A 23,226-nucleotide genomic window follows, 5' to 3' on the forward strand; every position below is an offset into this window, starting at 1 on the left:
GCGCGTACATTGGTGAGTCGGCAGCCGGCCGCACGGTGACGGGGCCGGCAGGCGGGGCTGGGTCGAATTGGGTGAACACGAAATGAACAAGCACGGTGGAGTGGTGGGACGGCGCGGTGACGTACACTCGCCGTCGATTCAGCCGAGGCCCGGGGAAATCGAATAGGTGAATTCGAGGAAACGGGCGGGTGAACCTGCGGACAATGGAGGGTAACGCCCGATGAGCGCGCCGGACGTCAGCGTGGTGGTACCGGTCTACAACACCATGCCCTACCTGACCCGGTGCCTGGACTCGCTCGTCCGGCAGACCATCGGACTGTCCCGGATGCAGGTGGTGGCGGTGGACGACGGCTCGACCGACCGCAGCGGCGCCGAACTCGACAGGTACGCCGCCCGGCACCCCGGCACCTTCACCGTCATCCACCAGCCGAACTCGGGCGGCCCGGCCGGCCCGTGCAACCGCGGCCTCGACGCCGCCACCGGCCGGTACGTCTTCTTCGTCGGCGCCGACGACCACCTCGGCCCGGAGGCGCTGGAACGGCTGGTCACCGCCGCCGACGAGTGGGACTCCGACGTCGTGCTCGGCAGGGTGGTCGGGGTCAACAGCCGGCACATCTACCAGGACATCTTCGCCCGCAACGCCGTCGACGTGGACCTCTTCGACTCACCGCTGCCCCGCTCGCTGGCCAACACCAAGCTGTTCCGCAGGGAGCTGCTCGACCGGCACGCCATCCGCTACCGCGAGGAACTGCGGATCGCCAGCGACCTGCCGTTCACCCTGGAGGCGTGCTACCGGGCCCGGCGCATCTCGGTACTCGCCGACTACGAGTTCTACTACGCCGTACGCCGGTTCAGCGCCACCAACATCACCTATCTGAGCCGGCACCTGGAGCGGCTGCGTACCGTCGAGGCGAACCTGGCGTACGTGGCCGAGCTGATCGAGCCGGGCAAGCGCCGGGACGCGGTCATGGTGCGCCGGTTCGACCACGAGGTCGCCAAACTCGTCGAGGACGACCTGCTCCGACTCGACCGGGAGCAGCAGCAGGAGGTGCACGACGGGATCGGACGGCTGGTGGCGGAACACCTGACCGAGGAGGTCGCCGACCAGTTGGGCGCGGAGACCCGGATCCGGTTCGCGCTGACCCGGGACGGCAGCCTCGACGACCTGCTCGCGGTGATCCGGCAGGACGCCGAGGTGGGCGTACCGCCGACCGTGGTCGACGGGCCCCGGCGCTATGCGGCGTACCCGGGGTTCCGGGATGCGGCGCGTGGCCTGCCGGACTCCTGTTTCGACGTGACGAGGGTGCCGGAGTGGCCGGCGAAGCTCGACGCCACCGGCTTCGGCTGGGAGGACGACGAGCAGGGCGAACGGGTGCTGACCATCACGGCGTACTCGCCGCTGCCGGACCTGGTCGCGGCCGGGGCCGAACCGCTGACCGTGAGCGCCGAGGAGATCCCGGCCGAGACCGTGGTGCTCGCCCGGGGCGGCACCGGCAGCACCGTACGGGTCAGGTTCCGCGCCGCCGACCTGCTCGCCGGCACCGGCACGACCGGGCAGCGCCGGATCGTCTCGGCCCAGGCGGGCCCGTTCGACCCGGACCGCGCGCTCGGCGCCAACAGCGCGGCCGGCGCGGGCGGTGCCGCCGCGCTGCGGGCGCCCCGGCTGACCGGGGCGGTTCCGCTGGTACGCCGACGCGGCGCCCGGCTCTACCTGCTCACCCCGACCCGGGACGAGTCCGGCCGGCTGATGATCTCCGTGGTGCCGGTCACCCCCGGCCGGGTCACCGCCCGGCTCCGCCAGAAGCTCCGCCGCCGCTGACCGTCCCGCCGCAGCGGACGTCAGGCCGGCGGTCCCGACCGCCAGGCGAGCCACTTGTGCACATAGTGACGTACCCGGTCGGGGTCGACGACAGCAGCACGGAGGGACTCGATCTGCGCCGCCACCTCTTGCGACAGGAGAACCGTCAACTGCACGGCGAAGTCCCTGATCCCGTCGTCCTGGTCGGATACCGCCCGCCGAAGAACCGCGTGGGTCCGCGCGTCGTCCGGCCAACCGCTGGCGAGGTGTTGGAGGGCGTCCAGCCGGACGGTCCGGTCCGGATCCTTCGCCGATCGGCGGAGCAGGCCGAGGGTCGCCGGCTCGTCGGTCCACCCCGCCGCCAACGCCGCCAACGCAACCTGTCGGACACCATGGCACTTCGCCCGGATGGCCCGGTGGAGCAGCGGCAGCGTGTCGGGATGATCGGCGAAGTGCAGGGCCACCGCCTGCAGATTCGTCCAGCGCACGGAGTGGTCGTGACTGCGTACGCCTGCGCGCAGTGTCGGCAGCGGATGGTGCGGGTCGTTGTGCACGACCGACGACACGTCATCGCGTACGGCAAGGGTCTCCTGGGCCAGCCAACGCGTGTAGTACATCGGGCTGCAACTCACCCGCCGGACGGCGGCCAGTACCTCCGGGTCATCCGGCCAGTGGCAGACCAGCACCTCCACCGCCTGCTGGCACACCCGCCAGTCGGGATCCTCGCTGGCCCGCAACGTCAGCGGCAGAACGTCGGAATGGTCCTTCAACGACGCGCTGAGCAGGTCGAGCGCGGTGTGCCGGACGATCCAGTCCCGGTCGTCGACCGCGAGCCGGACCTTGGCGAAGAGTTCGGGGTGGGTCGGCCAGTGCTTCGCGAGTGCGTGCAGTGCCCCGTACCGAACCCACCAGTTCGGGTCCGCAAGGTTCCGACAGGCGATGTCCGCACTGTCCGGACGCTCCCGCCAGAGCGTCGCCAGGGTGTCGACCGCGTCCTTGCGGATGTCCGGGTCCGGATCGACCAGCGCCCGACGTACGGCCCGCTCGGTGACCGGGTGGTCCGGAAACCGCTCGGCAAGCGCCACCAGGGCGTCGTGCCGGATCGCCTCGTCGGCATCCTCGGCTTCCTTCCGTAGCGTGCCGAGCGCCGCGACGCGCCCCCGGCGACGCAGCGCCACCGCGTCACGGGCGTTCGCCCGCACGTAGGTGAGCGGGTCGCGCAGGGCGTGTTCGACGGCCGCCCACGCGTCCGGCGAGTCGTACCAGTGGATCGCCAGCAACTCGACGGCCGCGTCCCGGACATCCCCCTCCGGATCCTGTACCGCGCGCAGCAGGGCCGGCAGCGTCGCGGCGTCCTCGGGCCACTGCGTGACCAATCCCCTGAGCGCGGTCTGGCGCACCACCGACCGGACGTGGCGGGTGGCGGCGATGACGGCGGGCAGCGTCGCGGGATCGTCGGGCAGATACTCGATGAGCGCGTGGATCGCGGTCGAGCCGACGCCACCGGCCGACTGTCGGGCGGCCCGGTGCAGGACGACCCGCACGTCGGGATCGTCCGGCCACCAGCGGACGAGGGCTTGCAGCGCGGTTTCGCGGACGTTGGGGCGCTGGTGGGTGGTTGCCCGGAGGACAGCCGCCCGCGTCTCGGACTCGCCCGACCAACGGGTACCGAGGGCCTGGAGCGCGACCGCGCGGATCTCCCAGTCAGAATCGTCGTAGACCGCGTACCGGGCACAACGGGCCGTCTCCGGGCGGTCCGGATCGTGCAGTAGCAGCGCTTCGAGAGCGGCCCGGCGGTCGGCGTTGTTCGGGTACCGGACGGCCGGCGCCGCCCCGGCAACGTCGGTCGGATACTGGCCGGAGCTTCCGGTGGTCTCCGCCAGCAGGGCCGTCCAGCGGACCGCCGGAGCGATGTCGAGACGCGCCTGCCGCAGCAGGTCCGCCGTTTCCGGTTGGTCTGGCCAGCGGATCAGCAGACTCTTCAGTGCGGTCTGTCGGACCATCACGCTCATGTCCCGAAAACTGCCGAGAACCTGCCCTAGTGTGTCCGGATCGTCTGCCCACCGCGCCACCAGTGCCTCCAGGGCAGCCACCCGAACGTGCTGCTCCAGGTCACGAAGAGCACCATGTACCGCCGCCAGCGCCGCCGGGTCGTCGCCCCAGCGCACGGCGAGGGTGTCCATGGCCATCCGGCGCACCCCCCAGGCCACGTCCCGGCTCGCCTTGATCAACGCGGAACGGGTACCGGCATCGCTCGGCGCCGACACCAGCAGGATTTCCAGGGCGTTGTTGCGCACCTGAGGGCTTGAGTCGCCGAGGGCACGTATCAGGGCCGCTCGGGTGTCCGGCCGGTCCGGCCACCGCGCCCCGAGCGCACCGAGCGCCAGATGGCGTACCGAGCCGTCCGGGTCGCGGGCCGCCGTGACGAACGCGTGCACGGTTTCCGGGTGGTCCATCCGACGGGCGGCGAGTATCTCCAGCGCGGCGTAACGCACCTCCCCCGAGATGTCCGTCAGGCAGCGATCGACCACCCGCCAGGTCTCGGCCCGGTCCGGCCATCGGGCGACGAGTGTGAGCACGGCGGCACGCCGGACCGCGCTGCACGCCGACCGCGCCGCGGCGGACGCCGCCGTCTGCGAGGACCACTCTGTCGCCCACCCGGTCATCAGCGATTCCGTGGCCGCCCGACGGGTGCCGTAGTGACTGTCCCCCAGCGCCACGTCCAGCGCCCGCCGTTTCTCGGCCGAGTCCGGCAGCCCCGCCGCCAGCGCCTCGACGGCCGTCTGCCGAACGTTCCCGGCCGGGTCGCGGCAGGCGCCGTAGATGGCCGCCACCGTCTCCGGCGAGGACCCCCAACAGGCGATCAGCGCCTCCAGGGCGATCTGCCGGGCACGCCAGTCCTCGGCTCGGGTCGACCGGAGGAACGCCGCACGGAACTCCGGTCGATCGCCCCAGTACGTCGCCGCCGCCTCCAGGGCAGCCTTCCGTACCTCGGAGTCGTAGTCGTCGAGGGCCTGTTCGACGGCGGCACGCGTCTCCGGATCATCCGACCAGTGTTCGGGTAGCGCCTGGACGGCGGCCTTGCGCACGTCGGGGTTCGGGTCGCGAACGGCGCCGAAGATGACCGCCCGGTTGGCCGTCTCGTCCGCCCAGCCGTTCGCCAGCGCCTGTACCGCTGCCTGCCGCACGCTCTCGTTGCGGTCGACGGTCATCTCCCGCAGAGTCGTCCCGACGCTCTCGGGTACCCGCCGCACGCGGGCGTCCGCCTCGATCGCGGCACACCGAACCTCGCCGTCGGGGTCGCGGCCGAGTACGTCGAGCACCGCACGGGTGTCGGGATCCGACGGCCAGCGCGCCGTCAGGGCGTGCAGTGCCGCCTTGCGTACCTTCTCGTCGGTGTCCCGGGCCGCCCGGCAGACGGTCGGCAGGGTGTCCGGCTCCTCGGTCCACTGGCTGGCCAGCGCTTCGACCGCTGCGGCCCGTACGTCCTCGTCGGCGTCGACGATCGCGCGCCGAACCGCCGCGTGGGCCTGGTCGTCCTGGTTCAGCCGGGTCGCCAGCGCCTGCACCGCCGCCTGCCGGACCTCCCAGGCCGGGTCCCGGCTGGCTTCGAGGAGCGCGTTGCGGGTCTCGGGACGGTCGGGCCAGCAACTGGCGACGGTCTCGACGGCGGACTTCCTGACCTTCCAGGCGGGGTCGCCGACAGCGTGGTGCAGCATCACCCCACGGGTCTCCGCAGCGGCACTCCAGTGGCTCGTGAGGGCGTCGACGGCGTCCTTGCGCACGCCGGGATCGATGTCGCGTAGTGCCGCCAGCAGCGCCCCGAGCGTGTCGGGGTGGTTCGCCCAGTGGCTCGTGAGCACGTCGATGGCGGCCTGCCGGACCAGTGGGGCCGGGTCTCGACGAGCGTGTGCGAGCAGTTCCTTCGTCCGCGGGTCGTCGGTCCACGCGGCGGCGTGGCCGAGCAGGCAGGCCCGACGTTGCTGGGGACTACCGCCGGTGACCGCGTCCTGGGCGAGGATGGCGGCGACCTCGCTCGAATCGGAGAACAACGCGGCGGCGATCCTGGCCGCGTACCGGGACGCGGGGCGGGAGGCGTTGCGGCGTCCCTGCCCCCGGAACCATGTCAGGTAGATGTCTCGTCCCGGCCAGCGCGCGCCAATGGTGGTGATCACCGGAAGGATGGCGGCGACCTGGTCGGCGTCGCGCTCGTCCTTTATGGAGCGACTGGGCCACCGGAGCAGCCCGATGATCGACTCTAGGATGAGCCTCGCGGAGCCAGCCATCGCCCCGATGTTCCTGATCTCGGCCAGGCACTGGATGGCAAGTATCACGACGCCCACCGGCGGCTGATCCAGCACCGTCGACCTGCTCGGTCTCGCGCGCCTGAGCAGATAGGTGACGAGGCGGTCGGCAACCGTCGCGTCGACCATGCCGGCGATGAGGCGAAGCACCTCCGCCCACGCCGGATCCTCCCAGTGCGCCGCGAAGATCTTCGAAGTCAGGTCCTCCTCGGTCAGTTCACGGGTCTTCTCGAACCGAGAGACGATTTCGCTGGCGCAGAAGTATTCCAGCAACGCACGGTGGACGAAGCCGTACACTGCGGGGCCGTACCTGGCGAGCACGAAATTGCGGGTACGGAACTGCTCCGTCATGGCGGTGGCGATCGCGGTCGCCTGTGGAGAGTCGTAACGGAACCGGAACCGGAGGTACCCGGTGATCTCGTCGGCCAGGTCCTTCTCGAAGAGGTGGTTGCCGGCCAGCCCTCGGGTCCCCGCCTGCATCCGGTGCGCAAGCCGCCTGAGCAGCTCCTTCTTGTCGTCCTCCCGGATGATCGCGGCATCGACCCGCACGTCTTCGAGGTGCTTGTTGACGTCCCAGTGTTGTATGAGCACGCTGGTCGCGTGGTCGTAGACCTTCCACCGCTCGCGCGGAAGTTCCTGGTGTTTCCCGATGATGGCCAGAATGGTGAGCAACAGCGGATTTGCCGCGAGCTCCCGGATCGGCGGGGACTCGTCTATCGTCGCGACGAGACGTTGCCGACGTTCAGCGGCCATCACCGGCCGGTCGTGCAGCGCCAGTTCATACCACGCGCCGAGAAACGTGTCGATCTGGTGGGGTTCGAGATCCTGGACGGTGTAGTGCCGGAATCCGGCATCGCGAAGGATGCGCGGCCGGTATCCGACGATCCGGGACGTGACGATGACCCGGATCTCAGGGTACATGGCGGCGAACCCGGCAATCTGGAGCGACACCGCCTCCCGCTCGCGTTGGCTGAACAGTTCGTCCAATCCGTCGAAGATCACCAGCGCTCGACCGTCGTGCTTCAGGTACTGGTCCAGCAACTCGGACGGCATACCGAGCCCGTCCGAACGATGCCGGTACGCCAGATAGTCGTTGAAGGTCTCGTACCGCTGGCGGAGTAGGGCGTACTCCCGCAACTCCACGAGCACCGGCTGGTAGCCGCGAAGCGACTGAAGGCGCTCCTCCACGGATCCGTCGGCCAGGGCAAGTGCGACGTAACGGGCCAGCGTCGACTTGCCCGCTCCCGGGTCGCCCAGCAGTACGCACAGGCGCTGGCCCACCGAGGCCAACATGTCGAATGCCGGCCTCTTCGGGCGGGCCTGGTAACTCCGGCGGGCGTCCTCCAGTTCCTGACGATCGAGCCCGTGCGGAACATCGACGGCGAACACGTCGGTATGCCCGCCACTGCGAGTGCCCGAAAGCTGGCCCGCGTCCCCGGGGTCCTGCAACTTCCGCTGGAGTTCCTTCGGGAGTTCGGCCGGCGGCACATCCTCCCGGACGTCGGGTTCGACGAACACCTCACTGAGCTGGATCTGGAGGTACTCCTCACGATCCGGCGGCGTCAGCGCGTCGAGGTCCAGCCGTTGATACCGGTCCGTCAGCCGCCGCTTGTACGCGTCCCAGGCGGTCACCGTGAACGCGGCGAGGTCGACCTCGCCGTTCAACCCGTGGCCGTCCACGTTCTGCAACCAGCGGCCCACCGCCTCCGAGACTCCGGAGCGGAGATCCTGCGGCGAGCCGAAGAACTCACAGACATGGTTGGCCATCAGCTCGGCCCGCAGTGCCCGGATCCGCTCCTGCGCCTCGTTACCGAGATCCATCAGGGTGGGGGGCCAGGGCGCGTCCTCCCGGAGCAGGAACACGAGTCGCGGGATGCCCGCCGCGGTAGCGGCCTGGTACTCCAACTCGGTGATCGACTTCTGCTGACCGTCCGGTACGTAGCCGTACCGCCAGGCGAACAGCCCGATGTAGAGGTGACAGGATCGGACGTCGGCGAGACACTTGTCGACCGGCCGGGTGTCCTCCGCGGTGAACGCCTCCATTGACACGTCCAGCACCCCGAGCCGCTGCAACGCCCTGCGCACCTGTTCCCGGTGCTCACGCAGGTCCCCGAAGGTCGAGGAGACGAAGACCCGCACCCTGGAGCGGTCCGGCTGGACCCGGCGCTGCCTCGGCACGGCGTTCTCGTCGGGTGGCGAGTCGTCGATCTGCTGCCCGTGCGCCACATGCGCGTCCGGTCCAGCCGTCTCGTCCTGCTGTCGGTGATCGCGGTCCGGTGGTAGAGACGACACCGCTGCTCCCGTGCAATCGATGGGGATCTACTCCGTAGGCCGGTGGTAGTAAACCACCGTCTCAGTCCGGCCGCAGCCTGCGCATTCTCATCGATTCTCCGCCGGCCACCCGGTCCGGTCCGGTCGCCCGAGGTGGGGCGTACTCCCACGCCTCGTCGCCGATCCTGTCGCCGACACTCCGGTTACCGTCTCCGGAAGACCTACGGAAATCCATGGGTCGCCCCTTCGGAAGTCACATGCGGCCAGTAGCCGGACAAGCGCGGGAAGCGGCTGAGCTGGTGCCACGGGCGTTTCGGGCACCGGCGACCGGGGCCGCCACAGCCACCGACGCGGGAGGACCGACCGGCACAGGCCGCCACCGGATCATCTCGGGTCGTGACTGCCAGCCCAGTTTGCCGGGGTGCTCACTTCAGAACATTCTTCAGTCGCCGACCCGACTCAGCACCGGACGCGAACCCTACATCCGGGCAGCCAGCCCCGCCATCAGGTATTTCAGGCCGCGCCGGAAGGTGTCGGCCCAGTCCCGATCATCCAGGTGGCCGCTCGCCACCAGGGTGGGATAGCGGTCCCGCTGGGTGGTGAGGTGCCGCTGGGCTGCCTGCCGGAACTCGGGGTCGTCGAGCCGCTGCCAGGTGGAGAGCGTCACGGCGGTACCGATCACGTAGTTGGCCAGCGCGTGCGTACCGGCGGTCAGGTCCGGCTCGACCAGCCCTGCCCGGCGCAGTGCCGACTGGAGGAACTCCGTCCGGGTCAGCACGTTCGGCCCGAGCAGCGGTCGGCCGAGCAGCGCCGCCGACCACGGGTGCCGGAGCATCGCCGCCAGCCAGCCGAGTACCAGCGCCTCCACCTCACTCTGCCAGTTCCCGTCCGGTGTCTGTTCGGGAAGCTGCACCTCGCCGAAGATCTGGTCCAGTGCCAGGTCGAGTACGTCGTCCTTGTTCGTCACGTGCCAGTAGAGGGTGGTCGAGCCGGCGTCCAGCCGCTCGGCGAGCCGGCGCATGGTGAGCCCGCCGACCCCGTCCTGGTCGAGCAGTTCCACCGCCGCCGCGACGATCCGCTCGCGGTGCAGCGGCGGCCCGGATCGGCCGGGGGAACGTGGGGGGCGCAACCAGACACCTGACATGGCTCGGAGTCTAGTCCGGCGTTCCAGCTCTAGAACGTTGTTCTAGACTCTAGAACGTTGGTCCAGGATTGGCCACGTCCGCAGCGTCGGCCATCGCGGCGTCGACGGGCGGGAGGCCGCCGACCGACACCGGGCCGAGTTCCGCCGGGCGGGAGGTCGTTCGTGGCACACATCGAGGTCAGGCACCTGCACCACCGGCTACCGGACGGGCGCCCACTGCTCGACGACGTCTCGTTCCGGGTCGCCGACGGCGTCACCGCCGCCCTCGTCGGGCCGAACGGCGCCGGCAAGACCACCCTGCTCAGGCTGGTCGCCGGGGACCTGACACCCGCCTCGGGCGAGATCGTCACCTCCGGCGGGCTCGGCGTGATGCGCCAGTTCATCGGCACGATCCGCGACCACCGCAGCGTCGGCGACCTGTTGCTCTCGGTCGCCCCCGACCGGATCCGCGCCGCCGCCGCCGAACTGGCGACCGCCGAACGCGCGCTACGCGAACGCGACGACGAGCCGGCCCAGCTCCGCTACGCGCACGCCGTCACCGAGTACGTCGAAGCCGGCGGCTACGACCTCGAAGTCGTCTGGGACGCGGTCACGACCGAGGCACTCGGACTGCCGTACGAGCGGGCCGGCGGGCGGGACGTCAACACCCTCTCCGGCGGCGAACAGAAGCGACTCGTCCTCGAAGCCCTGCTACGCGGCCCCGACCGGCTGCTGCTGCTCGACGAACCCGACAACTACCTCGACGTACCCGGCAAGCAGTGGCTGGAACGGCAACTCCGCTCCAGCACCAAAACGGTGCTGCTGGTCTCGCACGACCGGCAACTGCTCGCCGAGGCGGCCGACCGGATCGTCACCGTCGAGGACCGGCAGGTGTGGGTGCACGGCGGCGGCTTCGCCAGCTATCCGGCCGCCCGCCAGGACCGGATCGACCGGATCGACGACCGGCGACGGCGGTGGGGCGAGGAGCACGCCCGACTCCGGCAACTCGTACACACCGCGCGGCAGGGCGCGGCCCGCAACGACGCGCTCGCCTCGGCGTACCGGGCGGCGTGCAGTCGACTGGCCCGGTTCGAGTCCGCCGGACCGCCGACCCGGCCACCGAAGCGGCAGAACGTGCGGATCCGGCTGCGCGGCGGGCGTACCGGCAAACAGGCCCTGATCTGCGAGCAGCTCGAACTGACCGGCCTGATGCACCCCTTCGACCTGGAAATCTGGTACGGCGAACGGGTCGCCGTACTCGGCTCCAACGGCTCCGGCAAGTCCCAGTTCCTCCGGCTGCTGGCTGGCGCCGACCAGGTGGCGCACCACGGCACGGTGCGGCTCGGTGCGCGGGTGGTACCCGGCCACTTCGCCCAGACCCACGCCCGCCCCGACCTCTACGGCCGTACCCCCGCCGAGATCCTGACGACCGAGCACGCCCTGCTCCGCAACGACGCGATGGCGGCACTGGCCCGCTACGAGATCGCGCCCGCCCGGGACCAGCCGTTCCAGAGCCTCTCCGGCGGTGAACAGGCCCGGTTGCAGATCCTGCTGCTCGAACTGGCCGGCGCGACCCTGCTGCTGCTCGACGAGCCGACCGACAACCTCGACCTGGCCAGCGCCGACGCCCTGCAACGCGGGCTGGAGGACTTCGCTGGCACCGTCCTCACCGTCACCCACGATCGCTGGTTCGCCGCACACACCGACCGCTATCTGCTGTTCGGCGCGGACGGTCGGGTGGTGGAGACCGACGAGCCGGTCTGGACCGAGGGCCGGGTCGACCGTCCCCGCTGAGTACGCGGCGCGGTCCGTCACCCACCCATCGCCGAGTCCCTACCTGCTCACAACCCCCGCAGGCACCCTTGCAGGGCTGCGACTCTCTCGTGCAGGTCAGCGGTACTGAAGCGGCGTAGCGGCAACCGCTCCGGCACCTGCTCGGTCACCCCGACCAGCACCGTTGACCAGTCCCGGCAGAGGCGGCGTTGCAACATGAGGCTGACCGTCGTCGGTCTGCCCGCCTCGATCCGGTGCAGCAGGTCTGCCGGCATGGAGTAGCAGGAACCGGCAGCGAGACGAACGTCGAGCAACTGTGTCACCGTCTCGACCCCGACCTTTTCGAACCGCCAGCCGCCGTCCTCCACCCGGCTGAGTTCCTTGAGACGGACCATCCGCTCGCCGGTCTCGGCCAATCCGAAGTAATGACACCGGAGGTCGCCGGCTACCAGTACGGACGAGAAGTCGTAGCGGTGGTTGTGCACATGCTCACGGCGTCGGTCCACGCCGGGCCACCAGACATGCATCCGGAGCTGACCAAGATCACCGAACGTCGCCAGGATGAACTTGTCGAACCCGAGCGCGTGTTTGTGCGACCGCTCGGACACCTGCGCCGCCCACTGGGCGTCTCGGGCCATCGCGGCGAGGAACGAACTCAGCGCAGCCGGAGTACCCAACTCACGCAGCAACGACTCGTCGGCGTCCCCTGACTTCCCGTCACCGGCGACCAGCGCGCAGCGGAGACGGTCCTCCGTCTCGCGCAGCAGGGCTGTGTTCGACATGAGCGTCGACACCTCACCGGCACAGCGCCAGTTCGGCAAGACAGAGGCTGTGATCCGAGAAATTGGGGATCAGTTGGGCTCGGTTGACCGGGGCGAAATCCGGAGAGTAGAGAACATCGTCGAATCCCTTGCCGTTGTGCGTAGGCCGGCCCGAGAAGGTCGTGGTCATCGGGAACGAGAGTGAGTTCAGGATGACCCCGCGGTCTTCTGTGTTGAAGTCACCACACAACACGAGCCTTCTGCCGTCGAGCCGGGACAGAGTCCTGCCGATCCCGTCCCAGATTGACTTGAATCCGGGCTCCTGGGCACTGTGACCAAATCGGTGGAACGGGAAGGAGTGGAACGAGACCACGCTCAGCCTGTCCAGCCCGAAGTCAATGGTGCAGGTGACCGCCCCTTTGTCGTGCAGGGTCAACCTGTCCTGCCCGGCGCCGACGGACAGCCGGGGGTTGCGCAGGTAGAAGCTGTCGATCGCACCAACCGGATGACGGCTGACGACGGCAACTCCGGCCCGTCCGCCCGACTCGAACGACGACTCGGAGAGCGGCAGTGTGGCCGCGTACTGTAGTTCGGTCTGGGCGAGCAGGGCCAGCAGGATCTCGGACTCCCCCTCTGCGGTGAAGTCCACCTCCTGGAGTGCCAGCACGTCGATCGCGTGCTCGTGGACCAGGCGGACGATTTCCCGCAACGCCTGCGGTCTGGAGTCGGGGCTGCTGGCCGGGTGCGGAATGCCCTCGCGTACGTTCCAACTGCCGATGCGGATGCGGGCGCTCAGGGTGGCCAGGGCAGGTTCAACATCGAGTAGTCCCGTACGACCAGTACGCCCTGGTACGTCATCCAGGTGGGATCCACCTGCTGCTCCTTCCACTTCCACACTCCATTCTCTTGATGCTTGAGAACGGCCCGCACCGCTCTTCTCAAGGACGGCAGACGATCGCCGACCTCCCCGATCATCAGGGCACGAGCGACCCAGGCCGGCGTGAAATGACCGATGTAGATGATGTCCCGTGCGTCGCCGGCCAGCCGGCGCAAGTGTTCATCCTTCATTGCGAGATCGGGGTTATGGGTCAGCCACTCGATCCCCAGGTCGACAGCTTCGTTGAGTTGCTGTCGTCGCCCCTGCTTGATCACTGCCGCTGCCTGGTGCAGAGCGACCACCGCCCGCGCGGTGTGCGGCACCGAGGACCGTTCGCCATCCCCGAGGGTCCGCCCCCAGGACAACTGCCGGGGGCCTGGACCCGCGTCCTGCCGTATCGCCCCGGCGACCAGCAGAGCCGTCAGTTCTTCCAACTTCTCGGACGTCGGGGCGACCTCGGCGAGCGCAGCGATCACGGAGGTCAGCACGGAGACGCTGGCATAGCCGATCGGGTCGACCCCAGGGGACATCATCCGTTCGAGCTGCTCGACATTCTTCTCCCGGACGTCCGGGTCGAGACCGGCTCGGACCAGCGCGGCGAGCACCCAGGCGGTGACCTCCGGTCGGGCCACGTCCCGTTGTGACCGGGCTACCCAGCCCTTGCTGGGCTTCTGTAGTGCGACGACGTTCTCAACCAACCGACGCCGGTCCAGTCGGGGATGCCGGATGTCCAGCGCGAGCGCGATGCGCAGTCCGTAGGAGGTGCCGATGGCGCTCGGCGGCACCTTGTCGGCGATGAACTGAGACCAACCGTAGAGTTCGCCGTTGACCCCGCTCGCGGTACGGAGATCGGCCAGGATGCGACTGCGCGTGCCGTCGAGGATCTGCTTGGCGGACTCCACCACAGCGGGCGCATCATCGGGTCGCCGCTGTCCGGGCAACGTCCCACCCGGCGCCGTCGGCGGGTCGACAACCCGCTGCACCGACGGCCGCTGTAGCAGCCACCGGAGTGTCATCCCCACACACAGCGCGGCCAGTGCGGCGAACAGGTAGCGCACCGAATCCTGCCTGAACCACTGATCGGGCAGATGATCAATCAACAGGCTGTAGGTGGCGAAGATCAGGGCGAACGGCCCCAGAGCGGCGAGATGCCGGGCCAGTCCCCGCAATCCGGGTCGGCGCGGTCGGACGGGATCTTGACCGGCGGCATCCGGCTCGGTGAACGATCCCTCGACAATCTGCTTCTCCCGCAGCGCCACGCTCACCTCGATAATCGCCTGGATGCTCGGAAAACGATCATGTCCGTCCGACCTCTCGGATTACCGGAGGTATCTTAGTCACGCGCCTCGATGGTCACTATCCCTCAACAGCTATCCGACACCGACAATTACCGGAAGTTCATTGTTGATATTGGCCGCACACCGATCGCCTGTTCCGCAGGACAAACGGCCTGCCACCTTGACCGACGATCGGGTCTGGACCGAGGGCCGGGTGGTGCGGGAGCGCTGAGTTTTCTGCCGGCGGCAGCTTCGGCCCGGAGTCTTGACACTACGTTCCGTATCCCGATATGGGTCTTGTCTGGACAAACAACCTCGTCCGGGGAGGATCCCGCCATGCCGTCGACCGACCAGCGATCATCGGTACCCAAACGCCAACTCGGCCGCTATCTCAAGCTGGCCCGTGAGGAGGCCGGGATAGCCCTGGAATCCTCCGCCCGCACCCTGGAGTTCTCCAGAGCCAAGATGTACCGCATCGAACGCGGCGAAAGCCCGCTGCGCACCATGGAAGTCACCGCCATGTGCCAGCTCTACGGCATCCCGCCCGAGATGACGGACGTGCTGGTCAGCCTCGCAAAGGCGACCAAGGCCGAAGGCTGGTGGCACGCCTACGGCGAGGCCGTCCCCTCCTGGTTCGAACTCTTTGTCGGCATGGAGGAGAACGCCGCCCGAATTCGTGAGTACAGCTCGTTCCTGGTGCCCGGCCTGCTCCAGACGCCGGACTACGCGGCAACCTACTTCCGCAGCAAGCCGGGGATCAGCGAGCAGGAGGTGGCGGCGAAGGTGGCGTTCCGATTGGAGCGGCAGCGGATACTGATCCGACGCGCTCCCGCCGCCCCCGTGCTGCAAGTGATCGTCGAGGAGTCCGTGCTGCGCCGGCCGATTGCCGACAAAGACGCCTGGCTGGCGCAGCTCGCCTACCTGGCGAACGTCAACCGGCTTCCCTCGGTCAGCGTGCGGGTGCTGCCTAGCGGCGTCGGTGTTGGTTGGGCCGCGAACGCGGTCCCGTTCAGCATCTTCGAGTTCCCGTGGATCGGCACCCGTCCGCCCGAACAGTCCACCATCTACAGCGAGAACATGACCGGGGCGATCTATCTGGACAAGCCGGCCGAGGTGGCAGCCTACGATGAGATATGGCACAGGCTCGATGCCTTGGCACTCGGCCAGGAGGACTCCGAGGACCTGCTCGCCGTCATCATCAGGGAGGCTGTCGATGACTGAACTGACCGCTGCGACATGGCGCAAGAGCAGCCGCAGTGGCGAGGGCAACTGCGTCGAGGTGGCAAGCGCGTCCTGGCGCAAGAGCAGCCGTAGCGGGCAGGGCGACTGCGTCGAGGTGGCCGGAGATCTGGGCGGAGTGATCGGGGTGCGGGACAGCAAGGAGCCGGACGGTCCCGTCCTGACCTTCACGCCGCCAGCTTGGCGCACCTTCCTCACCGCCCTGCCTCGCGCGGACGGAGCAGGAAACTCGTGATCCCGTAGCGTTTGGCCTGCCAGAGCGAGCCAAAAACTACGGAATCATGGAATGACCAGCTAGCTGGGCGGTCAGATCAGTCAGCGGTGGGCGCGGGACGACGGAGAGCCGCGCCCACACGGGACCAAAGACCCACCCAGGTCCCGGGACCAAAGCCCCGGGCAACCAACCGAAGCCGGCTATGGGACGTCGTAGGCGAGCAGCGGGGTGTTGTCGTACCGGAGGAGTTCGAGCCGGATCAGCTCGGAGCGGGTGAACCGGGTGACCCCGGTGAACGTGGCGTCGTCGCCGGGGGCGGCAAGCCAGGAGCCGATCTGCTCCGTCTCGCCGTTCGGGCCATGTGCCACCAGCCGGAACGTGTACGCCTTCGTGTAGTCCTTCGTCTGCGCGTACTGGCAGCGCATCGTGATGACGGTGCCCCAGCGCGTACCGTCGAAGCCGATCTCGGCGGTGACCGGCACGTTTCCCCGGACCGGCTGCATGGCGACCATCCGCACCTCGACATCGGTGCCGGGGTTCCGGTCGCCGAGCACCGGCACCGCCACGCCGAAGCCGACCAGGGCGGCCAGCACGGCGGCGACCATCGACAGTCCGGCGTTCTGGAGCCGGCCGCGCCGCCGTTCCCGTCCTCGGCGGACCCTGGCCTCGTCCAGCAGTTTCGGCAGCCGTTCGCCGTCGTTCGGCGGGGTGGAGATCTGCTCCAGTCCGGCCGGGTCGAGCCGCCCCAGCAGCCCCGGCAGTACGGCGATCTCGGCGACCGCCTCCCGGCAGGCCGGACAGCCGGCGAGGTGTCGCTCGTACGCGGCCCGCTCGGCGGGGGAAAGGGCGCCCAGCACGTACGCCCCGTCGTCGTGGGCGTACTCGCAATTCGTCACCCGGTCACCCCCATCTCCGCCAGTACCAGCCGGAGCGACCGCAGCGCGTAGTGCGTCCGCGACTTCACCGTCCCCGGCGGTACGCCCAGCCGCGCCGCCGCCTCGGTCACCGACCGGCCCTGGTAGAAGCACTCCACCAGCACCTCGCGGTGCGACGGTGAGAGCCGGTTGAGCGCCTCCGCGACCGTCCACGCCTCGACCGCCCGGTCCGCCTCGTCGACCACCTGCGGCGGCTCGGGCAGCTCGTCGGTGATCACCTCGCCGACCCGGGCGCTGCGTCGCCGCCAGGCGTCGATGGCGAGGTTCCGGGCGATCGTGAACAGCCAGGCTCGTACCGATCCCCGGTGCGGTTCGAGCGCCTCCGGATGCCGCCAGGCCCGCAGCAGCGTCTCCTGCACCAGGTCCTCGGCCCGCTGCCGGTCGCCGCCGGTCAGCCGCAGGGCGTGCGCCAGCAGCGCGTCACCGTGTTCGTCGTGCATGGCGCGCAGCAGTTCAGCGTCCTGGTCGCTGATGTCCTCCTCGCCTCCCGCCCGCTCGGCCACCCGATGCTCGTCACTGCGGTGCTGGGCTTTCCGACCAGCCCCGACTCTCGGTTTCACGTATCCGGCGGCAGGACGGTTCAACAGGAGCGGCGAGGGATGCGAGAACGCTCGACCGGGGAGGCGAGGAAGATCGGGAACGGAGGACCCGGGACGCCATCGGCCTACCGGGCGGGGTGGCTCGTCCTGCCGGACAGCACGATGTCGGCCCCACGGGTGGCAACTTGCGAAACAGGCCGTGGCCTGGAGGTGTTCACCTTCGGTTCATCCGACCGCCGGGCACCGCTCACGGCGTACTCCTAGCGTCCGGCAGGCACGCGCCCTCGTACGCATTACCCGAGGCGTCACGGGCGCGCATCCCTGACCTTTGGCGAGGAGGCTCCATCTCCATGACCGAGCGACCCCGGCTGCTCCCCCTGCTCGGCCCGGCGGGCCACGGCGGGCGTGACGCCATGACCTGCATCTACCGTTGCGGCAACGCGTGTGCCCACCCGGTGCCCAACGAGTCCGACAACCCGTACTTCGGTGATGTCGTCCAGACCGAGGTGAGCCGGCGCGGTGTCGTCCGGGCCGGCGCGGTCGGCGCCCTGGTGCTCGGCTTCGGCGGCGCGGCGGCCGGCGCGCTCGCCGGCTCCCCGGCGATGGCCGCACCGGGGAACGGTTCCGGCGCGACGCTGCCCGAGGTGCAGGACTTCACCCCGGCCCGGCGGCCGGGCAACGCGGCGCTCACCTTCAAGCCGATCCCGCCGAACAAGCTCGACACCCTGGTGGTGCCGAACGGGTACGACCACTCCGTGGTGATCCGCTGGGGCGACCCGGTGCTGCCCGGCGCGCCCGAGCTGGACGTGCACAAGCAGACCGCCGCCCGGCAGACGCAGCAGTTCGGCTACAACAACGACTTCGTCGGGGTACTGCCGCTGGACCGCAAGGGCGAGCGGGCGCTGCTGGTGGTGAACCACGAGTACACCAACGAGAACCTGATGTTCCCGAACTTCACCACCTTCGACGCGATGAGCGTGGAGCAGCTCCGGGTGGCGATGGCCGCGCACGGGCTCTCCGTGGTGGAGCTGGAGCGGGTCGGCGAGACCGGTGAGTGGAAGCCGGTCCGCAAGGGCAAGCTGAAGTACAACCGGCGGATCACCGCGCACACGACGAAGTTCGACTTCACCGGCCCGGCGGCCGGCTCGGCCTGGCTGAAGACGGCGGCGGACCCGAAGGGCCGGACCGCGATCGGCACGCTGAACAACTGCGCCGGCGGGGTCACCCCGTGGGGCACGGTGCTCTCCGGTGAGGAGAACTTCAACCAGTACTTCGTCGGCGCCGACGGCGCACCGGAGACGCTGAAGCCGAAGCTGGCCCGCTACGGCATCACCACCACCGCCCGCTACCCCGCCGACAGCCGGAAGTGGGAGCGCGCCGACGAGCGGTTCGACCTGGCCAAGCACCCGAACGAGGCGCACCGGTTCGGCTGGATCGTCGAGGTCGACCCGTTCGACCCGGAGGCCGCACCGCGCAAGCACACCGCGTTGGGCCGGTTCAAGCACGAGGGCGCGAACGTCATCGTGGCCAAGGACGACCGGGTCGTCGCGTACATGGGCGACGACGAGCGGTTCGACTACCTCTACAAGTTCGTCTCGGACAAGAAGTTCAAGAAGGGCGACTCCTGGACCGCCCGGGAGCACAACCTCACCCTGCTGGAGTCCGGCACGCTCTACGTGGCGAAGCTCGACTACACCAGCGCCGACGAGATCGACGGCTCCGGCAAGGTACCGAGCGACGGCGCGTTCAACGGCCGGGGCAAGTGGATCAAGCTGGTCCGGGGCAACACGTCGTACGTACCCGGAATGACCGCCGCCGACGTGCTCACCTTCACCCGGCTCGCCGGTGACGCGGTCGGGGCGACCAAGATGGACCGTCCGGAGGACGTCGAGCCGAGCCTGCTCACCGGCAAGGTGTACGTGGCGCTGACCAACAACACCAACCGGGGCGTCGGGACCAACCCGAAGGCCGACGAGGCGAACCCGCGCACCAACAACAAGCACGGGCACGTGCTGGAGCTGGTCGAGGACCGGGGCGACAACACCTCGGAGACCTTCGCCTGGTCGGTACCGATCGTCTGCGGCGACCCGGCCGACGCGTCGACGTACTTCGCCGGCTACGACAAGACGAAGGTGTCGCCGATCTCCTGCCCGGACAACGTGGCGTTCGACGGCTCCGGCAACCTCTGGATCTCGACCGACGGCAACGCGCTGGGCAGCAACGACGGCCTCTTCGCCACCGCGATCGAGGGACCGGAGCGCGGCCACCTCAAGCAGTTCCTCACCGTGCCGCTCGGCGCGGAGACCTGCGGCCCGTTCATCACCACCGACAACCGCTCGGTCTTCGTGGCCGTGCAGCACCCGGGCGAGCTGAGCGGCGCCTCGCTGGAGAACCCGGCGTCCAACTGGCCGGACGGCGACTTCGCCAAGCCCGGCGTGGTGGTCACCTGGCGGCTCGACGGCGACGTCGTCGGTAGCTGACCCGAAGCACTGCTCCGTGGCCTCCTGCCGCCCCTCGGGGGTGGCAGGAGGCCACATCCGTTTCCGACGCCGCCCCCGGAACCCGCACCCGGTGCGGACGACGAGAACTGACGGGACGGACTCGTGGGTCAGGTTTCCGAGGCGAGGCCGTCGGCGACGGCCCGGGCCACCGCCAGCAGCTTGGCCCGGACCACCCGCGCCGAGGTCATCATCTCGGCGGCCGGCAGCGCGCAGGCGAGCACCACCCGCCGTTCCATGTCCTTGTCCGGGCTGACGAGTACGGCCGCGCAGGCGACACCGTGCCGGAACTGCCCCAGCTCCAGGTGCATCCCGCGCCGGTCCCCGGCCGCCAGGTCCGCCTCGAACGCGTCGGCGGCGACCAGGGTGGCCGAGGTGAACGGGCGCATGCCGTACTCGCGCAGGTAGCGGAAGCGCTGCTCCGGGGTGAGCGTGGCCAGCAGCCCCTTGCCGAGCGCGGTGGCGTGGGCGCCCTCGTCGAAGCCGGGCACCAGGTCCTCCAGGTACGGCGACCGGGGTCCCTCGGCGAGCGCCGTGATCGCCACCTGCCCGCCGACGAACCGCCCCAGGTAGTGGCTGTAGCCCGTGTCGGAGGCGGCCCGCCGCAGCGACTCGCCCACCGCAGGGGGGCCACGGAACGCGGTGACCAGTTCGCGGTACCGGTCCGCCACCTCCAACCCGACGATGTACGTGCCGTCTTCGCGCCTGATCACGTAGCCCTCGTAGGCGAGCGTGCGGACCAGGTGGTACGTGGTGGCCACAGTCAACTCGCAACGCCGGGCAATCTGTTTCACGGTCAGGCCCTTCGGTGCCCGTCCCACCGCTTCGAGCACGCGCAAGGCACGCGACACGCTGCGGATCAGGTCCGAAGGTTCCGCCAAGGGGTCGCGCACAACCACCTCCGCCGCCGGGGACTTACAGAATATGAAAAACCGGGCGCCTGCGAAATGCCCGATCGGATTGAGGATGCCAGATCTACGGCGACCGTGCGTGCAGCCACGGACACGATCGGTTCATACGGGCGGCTCGCGTAGGCTCGTCCCAAATGGCCGATCTAACCGAGAACACCCCGCAGGCCGTAACTTACGCACGGCCGACTCGTACCGTGCTCGCCGCCACCGTCGTCACGGTGGCCGGCGTGCTGCCGGTCTTCCTGATCGGCGGACTCGCCGTCCAACTCGGCGCCGAACTGGACTTCTCCCCCGCCGGGCTGGGGCTGGCGGTCGCCGTCTACTTCGGCGTCAGCGCACTCGCCTCCGTCCCGTCCGGCGCCCTCGTCGAGCGGTACGGCCCGGCCGTGGTCGCCCGGGCCAGTCTGCTGCTGGTCGCCGCCGCCATGTTGGCGGTCGCCACCGTGGCGCGCAGCTATCCCGTACTGCTCGTCCTGCTGGCGGTGGTCGCCCTGGCGAATCCGCTCGGCCAGATGGCCAGCAACGCCACCCTGGCACACCGGGTGCCACCCGGCCGGCAGGGACTGTCGTTCGGGATCAAACAGGCCGCCATCCCGGCCGGCACGCTGCTGGCCGGCGCCGCCGTACCGGCCGTGGCGCTGACCGTCGGCTGGCGCTGGGCGTTCGTCGCCGCCGCCGTACTGGCGCTGGCGATCCTGCCGGTCGTACCCGCCGGTGGCAGGCGGACCAGCAGCCCGGCGCAGCGGCGCGGCGAGCGGGCCACCGGGGCGTTGGTCGCGCTCGGCGTGGCCGGCACGCTGGCCGCCGGCTCGGCGAACGCCCTCGGCACCTTCCTGGTCGACTCGGCGGCGGCCCGAGGGCTCTCACCGGGGCTCGCCGGGCTGCTGCTGACCCTCGGCGGCGCCGTCTGCCTGGTCTCCCGGGTGCTGATGGGCGCGCTCGCCGACCGCCGCTCCGGCGGCCACCTCAACGTCGTCGCCGGCATGCTGGCGGTCGGTGCCGGTGGACTGGGCCTGCTGCACCTGGCCGGCTCGGCCCCACTGGTGATCGGCGTGGTACTCGCCTTCGGCCTGGGCTGGGCCTGGCCCGGGCTGCTCAACTTCGCCGTGGTCCGGCTGCATCCGCAGGCGCCGACCACCGCCACCTCGATCACCCAGACCGGCGTGTACGCGGGCGGCTGCCTCGGCCCGCTCAGCCTCGGCACCCTCGCCGACCACCTCGGGTACCCGACGATGTGGCTGGTCGCGGCGACCGCGATGCTGCTCGCCGCCGGGCTGATGCTGACCGGCCGCCGAATGCTGCTGACCGCGCTCCGCCGCCGGCGCGACGGCGCCGACCCTACGGCCGACAGCCCGACCGTCGACAACCCGAGCCGGATCCCCCGGCAGCGTCAGACGCCCCCGACGCCGACCGAGCGAACCGAGAGCGGTGAGACGGATTCTGCGGTGGCCTGACCCGCTGGGCACCCTCGAACCCGGGAAAGCTCGCCACAGCGGCATACGGCGGTTTGAACCGAGGTTCCGAGCCGGTTCCGAGCAGCGTTCTGAACTGAAATTCCGGCCGGTGTCTCGAAACGTTGCAGCCGGGGTCGCGGGCGGGCGGTCAGCCGGTGCGGTCGGCGATGAAGTCGCAGAGCGATTCGAGCGCCTGCCGGGGTGCGCTGTCGGGCAGCGGGGCGAGGCAGGCGCGGGCCTCCTCGGCGTAGCTGCGTACCGTCTCCCGGGCACGCTTCAGCGCCGGAGACTCCCGGAGCAGGCCGAGCGCCTCGGCGTGCAGCGCGTCGTCGGTGATCGAGCCGAGGGCCAGGATCTCGCGCAGCCGTACCGAGGCGGCGTCGCCGTCGTCGGCGCCGAGCGCGTACAGCACCGGCAGGGTCGGTACGCCCTCCCGCAGGTCGGTGCCGGGAGTCTTGCCGGACTGGACCGACTCGGAGGAGATGTCGAGCAGGTCGTCGGAGAGCTGGAAGGCGATCCCGATCGTCTCGCCCCAGCCGGCCAGTGCCTCGATCTGGGGGGCCGGGGCGCCGCCGAACATCCCGCCGAACCGCACCGAGGTGGCGATCAGGGAGCCGGTCTTCTCGGCGATCACGTTCAGGTAGTGCGCGACCGGGTCGGTGTCGCCGCGCGGGCCGACGGTCTCGGCGATCTGCCCGTGCACCAGTCGGGCGAACGTCCGGGCCTGCAACCGGACCGCCTCGGTGCCGAGGTCGGCGGCGATGTCGGCGGCGCGGGCGAACAGGTAGTCGCCGACCAGGATCGCCACCGCGTTGCCCCACCGGGAGTTGGCGCTCACCGCCCCCCGGCGCACCGGCGCCTCGTCCATCACGTCGTCGTGGTAGAGCGTCGCCAGGTGGGTGAGTTCCATCACCACCGCCGCCGGTACCACCTGCGGGGCGTGCGGATCACCGAACTGGGCGCCGAGGGCTACCAGCAGCGGCCGGAACCGCTTGCCGCCGGCATGCACCAGATGCCGGGCCGCCTCGTCCACCATCGGGTCGGCGCTGGCGATGTTGGCGCGCAGCTCCGTCTCCACCTTGGCCAGCACGCCGGCCACCGATGCTTCCACTTGGGCATCCGCGAAGTCGAGCCCGATCGAGTCGAGCCCGAGCCCCGCCATGCCGCCAGCCGTTCCCCCCACGCCTTCAACCATGCCACACCCGCCGGCCAACCCCTGGTCGGGGGCGGTTGACCTCGGAGAGGGCGTGGG

At 70.0% G+C, this 23,226-nt stretch carries 15 protein-coding genes; 6 read left to right on the forward strand and 9 right to left on the reverse strand.

Annotated features, from left to right (window positions below):
- The first annotated feature begins 220 nt into the window (after positions 1-220).
- Entirely contained in the window at positions 221-1,819 is a 1,599-nt protein-coding gene (locus Pen02_RS29270; protein WP_203869361.1) for a glycosyltransferase family 2 protein, read from the forward strand.
- A 20-nt stretch (positions 1,820-1,839) separates the two neighbouring features.
- Here the strand turns inward: Pen02_RS29270 and Pen02_RS29275 are convergent, their stop codons facing one another.
- Complete coding sequence (locus Pen02_RS29275) at positions 1,840-8,394, reverse strand: HEAT repeat domain-containing protein (RefSeq protein ID WP_203869362.1); 6,555 nt, start codon at positions 8,392-8,394, stop codon at positions 1,840-1,842.
- A 457-nt stretch (positions 8,395-8,851) separates the two neighbouring features.
- Positions 8,852-9,517, reverse strand: a complete 666-nt coding sequence (locus Pen02_RS29280; protein WP_203869363.1) for a TetR/AcrR family transcriptional regulator — start codon at positions 9,515-9,517, stop codon at positions 8,852-8,854.
- A gap of 162 nt (positions 9,518-9,679) precedes the next feature.
- On the opposite strand from Pen02_RS29280, the gene Pen02_RS29285 reads away from it, so the two are divergent.
- Positions 9,680-11,290, forward strand: a complete 1,611-nt coding sequence (locus Pen02_RS29285) for an ABC-F family ATP-binding cassette domain-containing protein (protein WP_203869364.1) — start codon at positions 9,680-9,682, stop codon at positions 11,288-11,290.
- Between the two features lie 47 nt (positions 11,291-11,337).
- On the opposite strand, the gene Pen02_RS29290 is transcribed toward Pen02_RS29285, so the two are convergent.
- From Pen02_RS29290 to Pen02_RS29300, 3 genes are read right to left on the reverse strand one after another with little or no spacing between them, the layout of a single operon-like run.
- Positions 11,338-12,051, reverse strand: a complete 714-nt coding sequence (locus Pen02_RS29290; protein WP_203869365.1) for a hypothetical protein — start codon at positions 12,049-12,051, stop codon at positions 11,338-11,340.
- Positions 12,052-12,064: 13 nt separating this feature from the next.
- Positions 12,065-12,919: an endonuclease/exonuclease/phosphatase family protein gene (locus Pen02_RS29295; RefSeq protein ID WP_203869366.1), complete on the reverse strand. Its 855-nt coding sequence runs from the start codon at positions 12,917-12,919 to the stop codon at positions 12,065-12,067.
- Positions 12,823-14,166: a hypothetical protein gene (locus tag Pen02_RS29300; RefSeq protein ID WP_203869367.1), complete on the reverse strand. Its 1,344-nt coding sequence runs from the start codon at positions 14,164-14,166 to the stop codon at positions 12,823-12,825. Before Pen02_RS29300 ends, Pen02_RS29295 begins: the two co-directional genes overlap by 97 nt.
- 354 nt (positions 14,167-14,520) lie before the next feature.
- Between Pen02_RS29300 and Pen02_RS29305 the strand changes: the two genes are divergently transcribed.
- Both Pen02_RS29305 and Pen02_RS29310 read left to right on the forward strand, forming a co-directional pair.
- A complete protein-coding gene (locus Pen02_RS29305) occupies positions 14,521-15,405 on the forward strand; it encodes a helix-turn-helix domain-containing protein (RefSeq protein WP_203869368.1) in 885 nt (294 codons plus the stop codon).
- On the forward strand, positions 15,398-15,658 hold the full coding sequence (locus Pen02_RS29310) for a DUF397 domain-containing protein (RefSeq protein WP_203869369.1): 261 nt from the start codon (positions 15,398-15,400) through the stop codon (positions 15,656-15,658). The genes Pen02_RS29305 and Pen02_RS29310 overlap by 8 nt, the downstream gene beginning before the upstream one ends.
- A gap of 179 nt (positions 15,659-15,837) precedes the next feature.
- Here Pen02_RS29310 and Pen02_RS29315 read toward each other — a convergent pair whose 3' ends face one another.
- Both Pen02_RS29315 and Pen02_RS29320 read right to left on the reverse strand, forming a co-directional pair.
- Positions 15,838-16,533 carry an anti-sigma factor family protein gene (locus Pen02_RS29315; RefSeq protein WP_203869370.1) on the reverse strand — a complete coding sequence of 232 codons (696 nt, stop codon included), beginning with the start codon at positions 16,531-16,533 and terminating at the stop codon, positions 15,838-15,840.
- Positions 16,530-17,075 carry a sigma-70 family RNA polymerase sigma factor gene (locus tag Pen02_RS29320; protein WP_275413620.1) on the reverse strand — a complete coding sequence of 182 codons (546 nt, stop codon included), beginning with the start codon at positions 17,073-17,075 and terminating at the stop codon, positions 16,530-16,532. Before Pen02_RS29320 ends, Pen02_RS29315 begins: the two co-directional genes overlap by 4 nt.
- 386 nt (positions 17,076-17,461) lie before the next feature.
- On the opposite strand from Pen02_RS29320, the gene Pen02_RS29325 reads away from it, so the two are divergent.
- The gene (locus Pen02_RS29325) at positions 17,462-19,591 is read left to right on the forward strand and encodes a PhoX family protein (RefSeq protein WP_203869371.1); all 2,130 of its coding nucleotides are present in this window, start codon (positions 17,462-17,464) and stop codon (positions 19,589-19,591) included.
- A gap of 128 nt (positions 19,592-19,719) precedes the next feature.
- On the opposite strand, the gene Pen02_RS29330 is transcribed toward Pen02_RS29325, so the two are convergent.
- The gene (locus Pen02_RS29330) at positions 19,720-20,502 is read right to left on the reverse strand and encodes an IclR family transcriptional regulator (RefSeq protein ID WP_203869372.1); all 783 of its coding nucleotides are present in this window, start codon (positions 20,500-20,502) and stop codon (positions 19,720-19,722) included.
- 152 nt (positions 20,503-20,654) lie between these two features.
- On the opposite strand from Pen02_RS29330, the gene Pen02_RS29335 reads away from it, so the two are divergent.
- Positions 20,655-21,974, forward strand: a complete 1,320-nt coding sequence (locus Pen02_RS29335; RefSeq protein WP_203869373.1) for an MFS transporter — start codon at positions 20,655-20,657, stop codon at positions 21,972-21,974.
- Between the two features lie 148 nt (positions 21,975-22,122).
- Here Pen02_RS29335 and Pen02_RS29340 read toward each other — a convergent pair whose 3' ends face one another.
- The gene (locus Pen02_RS29340; protein ID WP_203869374.1) at positions 22,123-23,169 is read right to left on the reverse strand and encodes a polyprenyl synthetase family protein; all 1,047 of its coding nucleotides are present in this window, start codon (positions 23,167-23,169) and stop codon (positions 22,123-22,125) included.
- Positions 23,170-23,226 lie beyond the last annotated feature (57 nt).

The sequence above is a fragment of the Plantactinospora endophytica genome (assembly GCF_016862915.1).
GTDB classification, from domain to species: domain Bacteria; phylum Actinomycetota; class Actinomycetes; order Mycobacteriales; family Micromonosporaceae; genus Plantactinospora; species Plantactinospora endophytica.

Bases quoted from the DNA above. Each gene is read 5' to 3' on its own strand.
- Pen02_RS29310 (WP_203869369.1), top strand. From the start codon at position 15,398: ATGACTGAACTGACCGCTGCGACATGGCGCAAGAGCAGCCGCAGTGGC.
- Pen02_RS29270 (WP_203869361.1), top strand. From the start codon at position 221: ATGAGCGCGCCGGACGTCAGCGTGGTGGTACCGGTCTACAACACCATG.
- Pen02_RS29280 (WP_203869363.1), bottom strand. From the start codon at position 9,517: ATGTCAGGTGTCTGGTTGCGCCCCCCACGTTCCCCCGGCCGATCCGGG.
- Pen02_RS29305 (WP_203869368.1), top strand. From the start codon at position 14,521: ATGCCGTCGACCGACCAGCGATCATCGGTACCCAAACGCCAACTCGGC.
- Pen02_RS29340 (WP_203869374.1), bottom strand. From the start codon at position 23,169: ATGGTTGAAGGCGTGGGGGGAACGGCTGGCGGCATGGCGGGGCTCGGG.
- Pen02_RS29335 (WP_203869373.1), top strand. From the start codon at position 20,655: ATGGCCGATCTAACCGAGAACACCCCGCAGGCCGTAACTTACGCACGG.
- Pen02_RS29290 (WP_203869365.1), bottom strand. From the start codon at position 12,051: ATGTCGAACACAGCCCTGCTGCGCGAGACGGAGGACCGTCTCCGCTGC.
- Pen02_RS29325 (WP_203869371.1), top strand. From the start codon at position 17,462: ATGACCGAGCGACCCCGGCTGCTCCCCCTGCTCGGCCCGGCGGGCCAC.